Origin of the sequence: Streptomyces sp. NPDC088197 (assembly GCF_044741185.1) — a bacterium.
Lineage (GTDB): Bacteria > Actinomycetota > Actinomycetes > Streptomycetales > Streptomycetaceae > Actinacidiphila.
This window is the reverse complement of the sequence record NZ_JBIUSD010000006.1, coordinates 26,506-40,348: the sequence shown is the minus strand read 5'-3', so window position 1 is coordinate 40,348 and position 13,843 is coordinate 26,506. Positions and strand designations below refer to the sequence as shown.

Below are 13,843 nucleotides of genomic sequence, written 5' to 3'. Positions count from 1 at the left end.
TCCGGGCACGCGCATACGTGACCCAAGAGGTGACTTCGTTGGACATATTCGATGACGAGACCGGCTCGCCGCCCACCGGCGCACTGCCGATCGCGGACTACAAACATCTGCCCAAGCTCACGATCGAGGGGATCGTCCCCTCACTCCAGCGCGAAGAACTGGAAACGGTGCTGCGCTACGAGAACAGCCACCGCAACCGCACGCCGCTGATCCGCCTGCTGATGTCCCAGCTCCGCGTCCTGCGGCACCGCGCGCGGTAGAACGTCGTCCACCCCGCGGTGGCGTCACGACGGTGCCGCGTAGCAGCGGACGGCGAAGAGCGCGGCGGGGGCGGCGCCGTGGGTGGACACCACCTCGACGGACAGCTCGTCCGTTTCGAGGGGGGTGTCGAAGGTGAGGACGTTGTGGGTCTGGTGGTTGTCGGCGCGTTCTGCGACCACGCGGTCCCCGGCGCGGACGACGTAATCGCATACGCAGAACGGCACCGCGCGCTCCTGGTGGTCCCACAGGACGGACTCCATGGCGTGGTCGGCGTCGGTGTCGAAGGTCAGGTGGAGCCGGCCGATGCGTCGGGGTTCCGGCCAGCGCAGGCGGACAGTGGGACGGCGGTCCTCGTACGCGGCGGCCCACGCGTTGGGCCGCGCCGTGGGCCGGTGGTGGCCGTTGCGGACGCCCTCCACGCTCCACGCCCTGAGCGGAGGGTCGATCGTCAGGGCGAAGTTGTGTCCGCCGGGGCGCCGTTCGGGGGTCCAGAACTCCACGCGCGGCTTGCCGACGGCGTCGTCCGCCTCCTGGGTGCCCGTGTGCCGGACCGAGAGCAGGCCGGTGACGCGCCGGGTGGTGGTCCGCACCGACACGTCGTCGTTGCGGATCAGCGTCAGGAAGACGTACCGCGGCCGGTCGACCGTCGCCTCGACGTCGACCTCGATCCGCTGCCCGGCGCCGGCATCGAGACTGAACTCCCGCGCGGCCAGCACCACATCGGGGGTGTAGTCCTCCGGCCGGTTGCCGGTACGGAGCTCCACCCGCAAGGTGGTGGGCGCGGCCACGTCGACGGTCAGCGTCATCCTCGGCAGCTTTCCCGCGTCCAGCGGCAGCAGTTGGGCGCGCGAGTGGTCGAGCGGCGCCGCGGGACCGTCGCCGGGGAGCGACCCCACGGTCAGCTCGCTCGACGCGGTGAGCGCGGCCTGCCCGGCGAGGTCGTCCGGATCGTCGAGCCGCAGGTCGGGGATGTGCTGCCCGGCACGCAGGAGTTCACGCTGAAGGGCGGGCATCCGGTCGGGTTTCGTCAGCTCCGCCGGGAGTACGCCGTCACGCGCGCACACGGCGGCGGCCATCCCGGCGGCCTGTCCGATCTGGGCGCAGGTGGCCATCACCCTGGTCGAGGCGAACGCGACGTGCGAGACGCTGATGATCCGGCCCGCCAGCAGCAGATTGCTCACGTCACGGCTGACCAGGCAGCGGTAGGGCACCTGGTAGACCCCGCGCGCGTGCAGGTGGTTGCTCCCGGCGTGCTCGCTGAACACGCCGTCGGCCGGGTGCAGGTCGAGGGACCATCCGCCGGAGGCGACGGCGTCGGCGTGGGGGCGCTGGTCGACGATGTCCTGCTGGCGGAGCATGTACAGGCCCTCGAACCGGCGGCTCTCCCGCTTACCGGGAATCAGCCCGGCCCACTCCAGCGTCAGGGTCTTCGCCTCGGGGAAGTCACCGGAGTTCTTCAGGTGGTTCCAGACGCCGTAGACCACCTTCCAGAGCTCCCACTTGATCTCCTCCGTGTCGTGCACGGTGTCGAGACGGCCGCCGTACTCGATCCACCACAGCCGGCAGCCCTGGACCGTGGTGTCGAAGCTGCGCCAGCGGGGGATCTCGGTGATGTCGTCGAGCGCGTAGCCGGGCGGCACGAAGGTCACCGGCCGTCCGACGTCCTTGCTGTAGAAGTAGATCGACTGGCCGAGCAGGCCGCCGTACGACTCCTCGGGCGCGAACAGTTCGCCGAACTCCTCGGTGGACTCCGCGCCCATCCGGTAGGCGGCGCCGGCCAGGTAGCCGAGGACGCCGTCACCCGACGCGTCGCAGAACACCGGGGCCGTCAGCTCGTAGCGCGTGGAGTTCTGGGCGCAGAAGGCGCTCACCGAGGCGATCCGGTCGCCGTCCTTGGACACCGCCGTCGCCGCCGTGTTCAGCAGGAGGGTGATGCCCGGCTCGGCGACCGCCTTCTCCAGCAGCACGGTGTCGAACAGCACGGCGTTGCCCTCGGGGTTGCGGAACATGTTCTCCACGAGGATCTCGTCGAGCACGCCGCCCTCGCGCGACCAGCGGTTGTTGTTGAACATGTGCGCGGTGGCGCCCAGCACCCAGAGCCGTATCTCGCTGGAGGCGTTGCCGCCCAGCACGGGCCGGTCCTGGACCAGGACGACCCGCGCCCCGGCCCGCGCGGCGGTCACGGCCGCACACGTACCGGCCATTCCGCCGCCGACGATCACCAGGTCGGCGCTGAGCCGCTCGGTGCGGAAGTCCCGGCTGTCGCGGGCGGGTTCGGTGGTGAGGAGAGTGCGCGGTGCGGTCATGCCGTTTCAGCGCTCCTTAGGAATCTGCTGGTTGAGGTGGCGTCAGTTCGGGCCGTGCGATGGTCACTTCGCCGCGCCGGGGCGGCCCGCCGCTCATCGCGTGCGACGGGCCGCCCCGGCAGGTGCGGGGGCAGGGTGCTAACCGGCGTCGGCGCCGATGTTGGGGGCGCCGGGGATGGCGTTCTGGTAGTAGTCCACGCCCCCGTTGCCGGAGACGGCGACTCCCGAACCCGCGGCCGGGGAACCGGAGGCGAGCGTGTACGCCTGCGGGCACGGCTGCGGTCCCGCGCCGGAGGACGGCGTCCAGGCGCAGGTGCCGCCGGTGCCGGGCGAGGTGAACAGCGGGTCGCCGAAGACCGGTCCGGTCTCCACTCCCGCGGCCTGCCACGCGGCGAAGGTGCTGTAGGTGGTGCCGCCCCAGCGCCAGGCCGGGGAGCTGGCCGCGGAGTACAGGTTGTGCGACAGGGTCATGCCGGTCTGGCCGTAGGCGTTGTAGTAGAACTGGCCGGGGTGACCGTACTGGTCCCTGTTGCCCATGTCGCAGATGTTGTCCGCGATCAGTGAGCCGCCGGCCCAGGTGCCCGCGCTGTAGCCGAAGTTGAAGCAGGCGCTGGCCGTGGACTTGGTGCTCTGGGCGACGTTGGTGAAGAAGGTGTTCCCGTAGACCGACAGCGCGTTCTTCGGCGCGTTGGGCACGACGGTCATCAGGCCGCCCTGGATCTTGGCCCAGTCGTCGTTCTCGGAGATGTTGTAGCGGTAGGTGTTGGGACCCCACACCTTGGAGTCGACGGTCGAGGTGTAGGCGAGCAGGCCGCTGCCGGCGTTGTGGTGGGTGTAGTTGTACTCGACCACCGAGTTCGTCGTGCCGCCGTCGAGGTCGATGCCGTCCCAGTCGCACCCGGCCGTGAACGCCGGGTACGGCTGCACGTTGTAGACCTCGTTGTACCTGATGGTGACGTTGTTCGAGGTGTACGTCTCGATGCCGCTCGCGCCGCCGCAGGAGGTCACGTTCGCGCCCACGTCGTGGATCACGTTGTGCTGGATCACCGCGCCGTCCCAGCCGTTGCCGGTGATGCCCGCACCCGTATCCTTCGCGGGCATGCCGAGGTTGTAGACCGTGTTGCCCTCGACCGTGACGTCGGTGATGTTCTCCCCGGAGCCCCAGCCGTAGATGCCGGGGCCGTCCGGTGAGGTCACGCTCGCGCCGTGCAGCTTGTTGTGACGGATCTGGACGTCGTTCAGGGGCCCGCTGTGCCCGTTGACCGCGTAGCCGAGGATCATGATCTCCCCGCCGAACGAGCTGCTGCTTCCGGCGGGTGTGGAGAATCCGGAGATGTCGGAGCCGGACACCGCCAGCCCCTGGGTGGCGGCCGTGCCGTTCTGGTTCTCCAGCAGGACGCCGGCCGCGGTCGTGGAGCCGTTGACCACTTTCAGTCCGGTCAACTGGAAGCCGCTGACGTTGTCGGCCGTCACGGCCGCCGAGTAGTCGCCGGTGCAGTTCGAGGTGAGGGTGGCCTGCCCGGTGCCGTAGGAGTTCACCACGAACGGCGTGGACGCGGACGACGAGGGCACGTTGACGGAGTTGAAGACCAGGCAGCCGGTGAAGGTCTGCCCGCCTTCGAAGGAGACGGAGCTTCCCTGGGGGAAGGTGGAGCCGTTGACCTTCGCGACGGTCTTCCACGCCTGGGCGGGTGACAGTCCGGTGTTGCTGTCGCTGCCGCTCGGCGAGACGTAGTACGTCGCCGTCGCGGCGTGTGCCGCGACCGTTGTGGCGGGCAGACAGCCGAGGACGACAGGTACGATCGCGAGTGTGAGCGCCTTTGCTCTCATGGTTCTCCCTCACTGCGTGCGTATGTCGACGCACAGGCACGCAGTCGATGAATCGTGGTGGGGGCATGCCTCGGCCAACCGCGTCCGGCGTGTACCGGCGCGGTGCCGGGCAGTCCGTGTGCGCTTCCGGGCCGCGACGTTCACGGCGTCGCGGACCCCGGATCCGGCTCCACGGGACCTCGTGCGCGCTCCTTTCCGTGGGTCGAGATGATGTGCCCGCGCGGGCGGTACGCCTCTGCGCGGAGGCTCTGGTCAGGTATCCCGATGGTCAGGCGGGCCGGAAGGCCGGGTATCGGGATGGTCGGGTATCGCTTTGGTCAGGTGATCCGGAAGGTCCGGCGCGCTTGGGTGCGCGAGCTGTTGCCGGTGTGGACGTGGATCTCGCCCGGCTCCACGGTGAAGACCCCGGCCGGGTCGTTCGTCCAGAAGCCGACGTCGTCGGCCCCGAGCGTGAAGCGGACCGTCCGCTCCTCCCCCGCGGCCAACCGGACCCGGTCGAAGCCCCGCAGGCGGCGGACCGGCTGGGCGATGGCGGCCACGGGGTCCTGGACGTAGAGCTGGACGACCTCCTCCCCTTCGCGCTCGCCGGTGTTGCGGACGCGGACGGTGACCTCGACCGTCTCGCCCGCCAGGAGTTCGCGCACCGTGATCCGCTCGCGGCTGAGCGTCGGCTCGTCGAGGGCGAAGTCGGTGTAGCTCAGGCCGTGGCCGAAGGGGAATCGCGGGCCGTCCTGGACGTCGAGGTACTTCGAGACGTACTTCTCCTCCGGCACGGCCGGGTCGTACGGGCGGCCGGTGCGCTCGTGGTTGTAGTACAGCGGGACCTGGCCCACCGTCCGCGGAAAGGTCACGGGGAGCTTGCCGCCCGGGACGACAGCCCCGGTGAGCACGTCGGCGATGGCCGGGCCCGCCTCGATGCCGGGGTGCCAGGCCATGACGACCGCCTGCACCTGGTCCGCCCAGTCCCCGATCGTCAACGGCCGCCCGCCCACGAGCACCACCACGCACGGCGTGCCCGTCGCGGCGACCGCCCTGATCAACTCCTCCTGGCGGCCGGGAAGTCCCAGGTCGCTGCGGACCGCCGCCTCTCCGCTGATCTCGGAGGGCTCACCCACCACCAGGACGACGGCGTCGGCGGCCGCGGCCGTCGCGACGGCCTCCGGAAGGCCGGAGACGTCGGAGCCGTCCGCGGGAACGCCGGGGGCGTGGGTGACAACCGCGTGCGGCAGGGCTTCGCGCAGGCTCCGCAGGACCGGGACGGCCTCGGGCGCTCCGGGCAGCGCCCACGTGCCCAGCAGATCGCCGCTGTCCGCGAACGGGCCGAGGACGGCGAGCGTCCCGATGGCGGTCCCGTCCAGCGGCAGCGCTCCGCCGTCGTTCTTCAGCAGCACCACGCAGCGGCCCGCCACCTCGCGGGCGGCGGCCCGTGCGGCGGCGGTCGGGGCGGTGATCTCGGCGGACTCCTCGACGTACGGCCGCTCGAACAGACCGAGCCGCAGCTTCAGCCGCAGGACGCGGGCCACGGCGTCGTCCAGCCGCTCCTGGCTCAACTCGCCGCGCTCCAGCAGGGCCGGGCCGTGGTCGACGAAGGTGGTGGACACCATCTCCAGGTCCACACCCGCCGACAGCGCCAGCCGCCCGGCGTCGGCCTCGTCGGCCGCGCTGCCGTGCGCGATCAGCTCCTGGACCCCCGTCCAGTCGCTGACCACGACCCCGTCGAACCCCCAGCCGTCCTTCAGAACGCCGGTCAGCGTACGGGGGTCGGCGTGCGCGGGAACGCCGCTGACGGTGTTGAAGGCGGCCATGACGGTGGCCGCTCCCGCCGCGACGGCGGCCTCGAACGGCGGCAGGTAGAGGTTGCGCAGCCGCTGCTCGGAGACGTCCACGGTGTTGTAGTCGCGCCCGCCCTCGGCGCCGCCGTACGCCACGAAGTGCTTGGCGCAGGCGGCCACCCGGTCCGGCGCGGACAGGTCGTCCCCCTGGTACCCGCGCACCTTGGCCACCGCGTAGCGCGCGGCCAGATACGGGTCCTCGCCGGGGCTCTCGGCGATCCTGCCCCACCGGGGCTCGTGGGTGACGTCCACCATCGGCGAGAACGTCCAGTGGACGCCGTTGGACCGGGCCTCGGCCGCCGAGACCTCGCCGTCGGTCCGCGTCACGGCCGGGTCGAAGGCCGCCGCCTGGGCCAGCGGAATGGGGAACGTGGTGTGGAATCCGTGGATCACGTCCAGGCCGAAGACCAGCGGAATGCCGAGCCGGGACTCCTCCACCGCGATGCGCTGAACGGCGTTGCTGTTCGCGGCGCCGACCACGTTGAGCACCGAGCCGAGCAGGCCCTTGCGCGCCGCGGCCTCGACCGCGCCGGTACTGCCCCCGCCGGGACCGGTGTTCCAGGCCCAGGCGAGCTGCTGCAACTGTCCGAACTTCTCCTCGACGGTCATCCGGCCGAGCAGGTCGGCGATACGGGTCTCGTGGTCGTCGGCGCGCGCCGGGTTCGGCATCGTGGGCTCTCCCTGGTTCATCGGTCCTCCGTCCGGGTCCTGACCGCCTCGGGCCAGGCCAGCGAAATGCCGAGGGTACGGCTCAGCAGCCTTTGGTAGTCGGCCAGTTGCGCCTGGTCGGACCGGACCTTGCGCGGCGGCAGCGCCCGGTCCAGGCAGAATCCGGCCAGAGCGCCGACGGCCTCGCCGATGGCCCACTCCACAGGGTGCAGGCGGTAGCAGCCGTTGGTGATGTGGGTGGTGCCGATGTTCTTGTTGGCGGGCAGCAGATTGTCGACCCGGACCGGGATCAGCGCGCCCAGCGGGATCTGGAACGGGTAGGAGTCGATGTCGATGTAGGTCCGGCCGGTGGTGGAGGGGTGCAGGTCGATGCGGTAGCTGCCGAGGCCGACGCTGTCGTGGAAGACCTCGCTGCCCGCGCCCTCGGGCCGCGCCTGGACTCCGACGTGCTGTTCGAGGACGGTGAACTCCGCCTTGATACGGCGGGATTCGCGGATGTACGGCGTCTTGGCCAGGCCGTCCGCGGTGCCGGTGACATCGGGGCGCGGGCGCAGGCCGGGGTAGCCGGTGCCGCCGTCGGGGCGCGGGGCCTCGGTCTGGAGCCAGTGCAGGAAGGACAGCGACAGGTCGCGGCTGGCGGCGAGGGCCGCCTGCCGGGCCTCGGCGCTCACACCGAGCAGCGGCGCCTCCCAGTAGTCGATCTGGGGCCAGTTGACGACGGTGAGGTCCGAGGCGAAGGCTCCGGGCGCGAACTGCTCGCGGGCCAGGACGCGCCGGAACTGCCACAGGTCGAAGTGCTCCCCCGCGCTCTGGTCGGCGCCCATCAGCGTCCAGGTGCGCTCTTCGAGGGTGATCGGAACGACGTCGGTGAGGGAGAGCTGCGGTCCCGGCCAGAAGGGCGCGGTGGTGGTGAGCCAGTGGTCGTAGGTGTCGGGCCGGTCGATGACGTGGTCCTCGCCCGGCCGGTGTTCCAGGGCGAAGCACCAGGACACGGCCTGCTGGTCGAGGGGGTCGGCGGTGTCGGGCGCGTGGGGCTCGCCGGTCTCGTCGCGGCCCTCGGCGCCGATGACGTGTTCCACACCGGCCAGTTCCAGCAGGTCGCCGAGTTCGGTGGCGTCCGCGACGTAGGAGGCGTGGACGGTGATCCGGCGGTCGTCGTGCCGTCCGGCCAGCGTGACCGCCTCGACGCGGTCGCCCTCGGTGTGCGCGGCGACGGGCTCGTACCCGGTCAGCACGGTGATCGCGCCGGAGGCCCGCCAGGGGGCCAGCATCTCCTCGATGACGGCCGCGCCCACCCGCGGTTCGTGACACATCCGGCTGACGATGCCGAGACCCGGATCGAGTCGGGGGTCCCGCGCCGCCCCGGGCGTGAGCGGGTAGTTGCGGCGGTAGTAGTCGCGCACGCGTCTGCGCAGGTCGGCGTAGCCGGGTGGGCAGGCGGGGCCTTCGATCCAGGGGTGCTCGTCGGGTGGCACGGCCTGGGCGGTGAGCTGCCCGCCGAGCCAGTCGGTGGGCTCGGTGAGCACCACCGTACGGCCGAGCCGCGCCGCCGTGAGCGCGGCCGCGACGCCGCCCAGCCCACCGCCGACCACGAGGATCTCTGTTCGTATCTCTGCCATGTGCCCAAGAACTCCTTGTCACCGGTCTCTGCCGGTCGGAACGGTCGGTTCCGGCTCGGTGGTCGTGCCGGGTGTCTTCAGGGCAGCCGTGATCGACGGACGCCGCCCGCTGTCGTGAGATGCGTGCTGTGCGGCCGCTCCTGTCAGCTCACCGCCGCGATGGTGGCGCCGGGGACCAGCGGGCACGGCACGAGGACGCTCTCGGCCCGCTTGCCGGGGTCGTCGAGCATCGCGTGCAGCTGGTCCACGGCGATCCGGCCGATCTCCTTGCGGGGGATCTCCAGCGAGGCCCACTGACCGGCGAGGTCCGCGGAAGCCCCTTCCAGTACGGCGACCGAGACGTCCTCGGGGATCTTGCGGCCCCGGCTCGCGAGGCCGTCACGCAGCGATTCCGCGAGCCGTACGCTCTCCACCACGATGGCGGTCGCGCCGCCGTCCGCCACCTCGTCCAGCCACGCCTGGTCGAGGTCGGCCGCGCCGAGGTGGCCGGGGGAGGTGTCCGTCAGTCCGAGCCGCGCGATGGCCTCGGCGTAGCCGGTGCGGCGGTCGGCGTACGGTTCCAGTTCCAGCCAGTCGCGCACGTAGCCGAACCGCCGGTGGCCGTGGTCCGCGAGGCGCTCGACGATCTGTCCGCTGGCCGACCGGTAGTCGGGGATGATCTGCGGGATCTCCGCGCCGGGCACCTCGCGGCGGCCGATGTGCACGAAGGTGTACCCCTCGTACCAGAGCCGGGCCAGCTCGCCGCGGTCGGTCGCCACACCGAGCAGGATGCTGCCGTCGGCCAGATTCAGCCGGTTCGTGCCGCCCCGGTAGATCTTGCGCTCGCCGTCGCCGCCGGCTCCGGTGGAGGTGAACAGCACCAGGTCGAAGCCGGTCTCCTCCGCGCGTTCCTCGATGCCGAGCAGGAACTCGAAGTAGAAGTCCTCGCGCGCGTGCGGGAAGACCCGCTCGAAGGTGTGCACGCCCAGCAGGTTGTTGCGCTGATTGCGCATCGCCCGGGCGGCGGGGTTGGCGACGTAGCCCAACTCCTTCACGGCGTCGAAGACCCGCCGCCGGGTCTCCTCCGAGATCCGCGCGGTCGCCGCGTCACCGCTGATCACCCGGGACACCGCCGACTGGGACACTCCGGCGAGCCGTGCCACGTCCGCCTGGTTGGGCGCCCTGCCGCGTCGTTGTCCTGTCATCACGCCCCCTGGAGTGCTTCCCGCCGGGCGGTGGTCGCCGCGGCGTGTGTCGTGTCGGCCATCACCCCGGCCCGGCCCTTGGCGTGCAGCCAGCACTTCGCCCAGTGGCCGTCGCCCAGGTCGGTGACCGGTGGGGCCTGCTCGGCGCACTCCTTCATCGCGAACGGGCAGCGGGGGTGGAAGCGGCAGCCCGCGGGCGGGTCGATCAGGCTGGGCGGCTCGCCCAGTTCGTCGGCGCCCGCGAAGAACGCCTCGCGGTCGCCGACACCGCGCTCGGGGTCGGGCGAGGACTCGATGAGCAGCTTGGTGTACGGGTGCTGGGGGGACGCGATGACGTCCTCCTTCGGTCCCGACTCCACCATCTGCCCTGCGTACATCACGGCGATCTCGTCGCACAGGTAGCGGGCGCTGGCGATGTCGTGCGTGATGTACAGCAGCGCCAGGCCGTCCTCGGCGCGCAGCCGCTGGAGCAGATTGAGCATCTCCAGCCGGATGGAGACGTCGAGCATGGAGATCGGCTCGTCCCCGAGCAGCACCTTGGGTTCCACGGCGAGCGCGCGGGCGATGACGACGCGCTGGCGCTGGCCCCCGGACAGCTCGTGCGGGAACTTCGCGGCGAATTCGGCGGCCGGGGTGAGGCTGACCTTCTCCAGCAGCAGCGTCATCCGCTGCTCGCGTTCGGCCGCGGACAGGTGCGGGTGGTGCAGCCGCAGCGCCCGGTCGAGGTTGTAGCGGACCCGGTGCATCGGGTTCAGGGAGCCGAAGGGGTCCTGGAAGATCATCTGGACCTCGGAGTGGTAGGCGCGCCGCCCCCGCCTGCTGCGGCTCACCGGCTCGCCGCGCAGCAGGATCTCGCCCCGCGTCGGTTCGTGGAAGCGGGCCAGCATCCGCGCGAGCGTGGTCTTCCCGCTGCCGCTCTCCCCCACCAGCGCCAGGATCTGACCGGGCTTCAGCCGGACCGTGGCGTCCTCGACCGCGCGGACGACGGAGGTACGGCCGAGCGCGCCGCGGGCGGTGAAGTGCTTGGAGACGTCCAGCGCCTCCAGTACATACGGCGGCGCTTCGTGCGCCGCGTCGGGCGTGCGGGCCTCTTCGTCCGCAGCGGACACGGCCTCGGTCATGTGCTTGCTCATCGGGTCTCGCCTCCGTTGTCGCCGTCGGTCTCGTTGAGCAGGCACGCCGCTTCGTGTCCCGGCCCGGGGCCCACCGGCAGCAGCAGCGGCAGCCGCTCGTCGCACCCGTCCGTCCGCCGCGCGCAGCGCGGGTGGAACGGGCAGCCCGACGGCAGTCGGCGCAGGTCGGAGGGTGTGCCGGGGATGCCGTGCAGATCGCGCAGCGGGGCGTGCAGCGGCGGGAAGGAGTCGCGCAGCCCCTGGGTGTAGGGGTGCTTGGGCGCCCCGTAGATGGCCGCGGCCTCGCCCACCTCGACGATGCGGCCCGCGTACATCACGGCGATACGGTCGGCCAGCTCCAGCAGCAGCGACAGGTCGTGGGTGACGAAGACGACGGCGAAGCCCAATTCCTTGCGCAGGCGCAGCACTTGGGCGAGGATCTGCCGCTGCATGACCACGTCGACGGCGGTCGTGGGCTCGTCCATCACCACCAGCTCCGGCCCGCAGGCCAGGGCCAGGGCGATGGCGGCCCGCTGACGCATTCCGCCGGACAACTGGTGCGGGTAGTCGCGGATCCGGTCCTCGGAGATGCCGACCAGGCCGAGCAGTTCGGCCGCCCGCGCCCAGGCGGCCCGCTTGTTCAGCGCGCGGTCGTGGGCGCGCAGGACGTCGGCGAACTGGGCGCCGATGCGCATCACCGGGTTCAGCGCGTCCATCGCGGACTGGAGCACGATGGACAGGGCCGTCCACCGGTAGCGGCGCATCCGCTTGCCGTCGAGCGCGGCGAGGTCGACCGGCGGCGCGCCGTCCCTGCCGTGGAAGAGGATCTCGCCCGCGGTGGTGACGGCCGGCGGGCGCTGGAGCCGGGTCAGGGCGGTGATCAGCGTGGATTTTCCCGAGCCGGACTCTCCGGCGACGCCGAGGATCTCCCCTCGGCGCAGGGTGAAGGAGATGTCGGAGCAGGCGCGCACCGGATCGGCACCGGTGGCGTATTCGACGGTCAGGCCGCGGACTTCGAGGACGGTCTGTCTCGCGGGGATCAGCGGCCGGTGCTTCGGCTCTGTGTGGACGGTCATCAGGCCGCGCCTCCCGTCCGCGCCAGTTGCCTGGTGCGCCGGGCGGACACCGGGCGGGCGACGCGCAGTTTGGGGTTGGCCAGTTCGTCGATGCCGAAGTTGACCAGCGCCGCCGCGGTGCCGATCAGGGCGATGCACAGGCCGGGCGGCACGAACCACCACCACAGGCCGCGCAGGACCGCGCTCTGCTGCTGCGCTCCTTGGATCATCGTCCCCCAACTGATCGACGAGGAGTCGGAGATGCCGAGGAAGGCCAGTCCCGCCTCGGCCATGACGGCGCCGATCATCGCGTGCAGGAACATCGACGCGATGAGGCCGGTCAGATGCGGCAGCACTTCGGCGAAGACCAGTCGGCGACCGCGCTCGCCGAGCATCCGCATGGCGCGTACGAAGTCGCGGTTGGCGATGCTCATGGCCTGGGCGCGCAGCGTGCGCGCGCCGCCCGACCAGCCGAAGAAGCCGATGATCAGGGCGATCGTGGTGAGCCCTGTGCCCTGGAGGTAACCGGCCACGATCATGATGAGCGGCAGCGTCGGCATGACGAGGAAGAGATTCGTCAGGAAGTTCAGGGCGCCGTCGATCTTGCCGCCGTAGAACCCGGCCGGTACGCCGACCAAGATCGCGATCGCCGTGCCGACCACCGCGCCGAGCACGCCGACGTACATCGAGCCGCGGGCACCGGCCACGACCTGGGCGAGCATGTCCTGCCCGTACTGGTTGGTGCCCAGCGGATGTCCGCCGCCGGGCGACCGGGAGATGGCGGTGGTGTCGTTGGCGCGCGGGTCCAGGCCGAGCAGGCTGTGCGTCAGCCAGGGGCCGAACACGGCGAGCAGGAGGAAGAGGACGAGGATGCCCAGGCCGATGCGGACTTTCCAGCCGCGGAGGAAGAGGGTACGCACGGCCGGTCACCCCCCTTCTCTGATGCGCGGGTCGAGCAGCACGTACACGGAGTCCGCCAGGAGATTGGCCAGCAGCACGGTGAGGGTGATGAGGAAGAACACGCCCTGCATCACCGGGTAGTCGCGCTGTTGGAGAGAGGTGTAGAGCAGATAGCCGATGCCCGGGTAGTTGAAGACGACCTCGGTGAGCAGGGCGCCGCCGACGACGTGGCCGAGTGCGAGGGTGAAGCCGGTGAAGTTCGGCAGGACCGCGTTGCGGGCGGCGTAGCGGAGCATCACCCGGCGGCCGGACAGGCCCTTGGCCTGGGCGAGCAGGACGTAGTCCTCACGGACCGTGGTGACGGTCATGTTGCGCATGCCCAGCAGCCAGCCGCCGAAGGCCGAGAAGACGATGGTCGCCGCCGGGAGCACTCCGTAGTGCAGCACGCTCAGGACGAACGACGGCGAGAAGCCGATCGTCAGGTCGGCGTCGTATCCGCCGGCCAGCGGGAACCAGTCCAGTTGGAAGGCGAAGAGCCACAGGCCGATCAGCGCCATCCAGAAGTAGGGCACCGCCGAGACGAAGGTGGTCAGCGGACTGACGATCGTGTCGAACCGGCTGCCCGCCTTCCAGCCCGCCATCGCGCCGATGCCGGTGCCCAGGACGAACGCGATCACGGTGGTGACGCCGACCAGCAGCATCGTCCAGGGCAGGCCCTGCCGGAGCAGGCTGGTGACCGGGGTGGGGTAGTTGCTGATCGAGACGCCCAGATCGAGGTGCGCCAACTGGCTGAGGTAGTCCAGGTATTGGCGGCCGATACCGGCGTTCGGATTGCCGAACACCTTCTGGATGGACTCCATGGCGCTCGGCGACATCTGCTGACCGCTGACGGTCTGGAGCTTCTCGACGATCGCGGCCGACGGATCGCCGGGCATCATCCGGGGCAGGAAGAAGTTCAGGGTGATCGCCGACCAGGTGGCGGCCAGGTAGAAGCCCAGTCGGCGCAGCAGGAATCCCCAGCGGCGCGGAATCCGGAACCGGCCGGCCGCCGGTACGGCGGAGGCGGCGATCGCGG

10 protein-coding genes are annotated in these 13,843 nt (G+C 71.1%); 1 reads left to right on the top strand and 9 read right to left on the bottom strand.

The window, feature by feature from the left end:
- Positions 1-38 precede the first annotated feature (38 nt).
- On the top strand, positions 39-260 hold the full coding sequence (locus ACIOC1_RS16720) for a hypothetical protein (protein ID WP_355332750.1): 222 nt from the start codon (positions 39-41) through the stop codon (positions 258-260).
- Positions 261-284: 24 nt separating this feature from the next.
- Here ACIOC1_RS16720 and ACIOC1_RS16715 read toward each other — a convergent pair whose 3' ends face one another.
- From ACIOC1_RS16715 to ACIOC1_RS16675, 9 genes are all read right to left on the bottom strand, one after another.
- Complete coding sequence (locus ACIOC1_RS16715; RefSeq protein ID WP_401854964.1) at positions 285-2,567, bottom strand: FAD-dependent oxidoreductase; 2,283 nt, start codon at positions 2,565-2,567, stop codon at positions 285-287.
- A gap of 138 nt (positions 2,568-2,705) precedes the next feature.
- Positions 2,706-4,397, bottom strand: a complete 1,692-nt coding sequence (locus ACIOC1_RS16710) for a right-handed parallel beta-helix repeat-containing protein (protein WP_401854962.1) — start codon at positions 4,395-4,397, stop codon at positions 2,706-2,708.
- 317 nt (positions 4,398-4,714) lie between these two features.
- Complete coding sequence (locus tag ACIOC1_RS16705) at positions 4,715-6,919, bottom strand: glycoside hydrolase family 3 N-terminal domain-containing protein (protein WP_401854960.1); 2,205 nt, start codon at positions 6,917-6,919, stop codon at positions 4,715-4,717.
- Positions 6,916-8,517 (bottom strand): FAD-dependent oxidoreductase, encoded by a 1,602-nt coding sequence (locus ACIOC1_RS16700; protein WP_401306928.1) that lies wholly within the window; start codon positions 8,515-8,517, stop codon positions 6,916-6,918. The genes ACIOC1_RS16705 and ACIOC1_RS16700 overlap by 4 nt, the downstream gene beginning before the upstream one ends.
- Positions 8,518-8,660: 143 nt before the next feature.
- Complete coding sequence (locus tag ACIOC1_RS16695; protein ID WP_355332764.1) at positions 8,661-9,701, bottom strand: LacI family DNA-binding transcriptional regulator; 1,041 nt, start codon at positions 9,699-9,701, stop codon at positions 8,661-8,663.
- On the bottom strand, positions 9,701-10,834 hold the full coding sequence (locus ACIOC1_RS16690) for an ABC transporter ATP-binding protein (RefSeq protein WP_401854956.1): 1,134 nt from the start codon (positions 10,832-10,834) through the stop codon (positions 9,701-9,703). Before ACIOC1_RS16690 ends, ACIOC1_RS16695 begins: the two co-directional genes overlap by 1 nt.
- Positions 10,831-11,889, bottom strand: coding sequence for an ABC transporter ATP-binding protein (locus ACIOC1_RS16685; protein ID WP_401854954.1), 1,059 nt, complete (start codon positions 11,887-11,889; stop codon positions 10,831-10,833). The genes ACIOC1_RS16690 and ACIOC1_RS16685 overlap by 4 nt, the downstream gene beginning before the upstream one ends.
- Positions 11,889-12,788, bottom strand: a complete 900-nt coding sequence (locus tag ACIOC1_RS16680; RefSeq protein ID WP_355332771.1) for an ABC transporter permease — start codon at positions 12,786-12,788, stop codon at positions 11,889-11,891. Before ACIOC1_RS16680 ends, ACIOC1_RS16685 begins: the two co-directional genes overlap by 1 nt.
- A 6-nt stretch (positions 12,789-12,794) precedes the next feature.
- On the bottom strand, positions 12,795-13,838 hold the full coding sequence (locus tag ACIOC1_RS16675; protein ID WP_391161381.1) for an ABC transporter permease subunit: 1,044 nt from the start codon (positions 13,836-13,838) through the stop codon (positions 12,795-12,797).
- Between the last annotated feature and the right edge of the window lie 5 nt (positions 13,839-13,843).

Bases quoted from the DNA above. Each gene is read 5' to 3' on its own strand.
- ACIOC1_RS16685 (WP_401854954.1), bottom strand. From the start codon at position 11,889: ATGACCGTCCACACAGAGCCGAAGCACCGGCCGCTGATCCCCGCGAGA.
- ACIOC1_RS16700 (WP_401306928.1), bottom strand. From the start codon at position 8,517: ATGGCAGAGATACGAACAGAGATCCTCGTGGTCGGCGGTGGGCTGGGC.
- ACIOC1_RS16690 (WP_401854956.1), bottom strand. From the start codon at position 10,834: ATGAGCAAGCACATGACCGAGGCCGTGTCCGCTGCGGACGAAGAGGCC.
- ACIOC1_RS16695 (WP_355332764.1), bottom strand. From the start codon at position 9,701: ATGACAGGACAACGACGCGGCAGGGCGCCCAACCAGGCGGACGTGGCA.
- ACIOC1_RS16705 (WP_401854960.1), bottom strand. From the start codon at position 6,919: ATGAACCAGGGAGAGCCCACGATGCCGAACCCGGCGCGCGCCGACGAC.
- ACIOC1_RS16710 (WP_401854962.1), bottom strand. From the start codon at position 4,397: ATGAGAGCAAAGGCGCTCACACTCGCGATCGTACCTGTCGTCCTCGGC.
- ACIOC1_RS16715 (WP_401854964.1), bottom strand. From the start codon at position 2,567: ATGACCGCACCGCGCACTCTCCTCACCACCGAACCCGCCCGCGACAGC.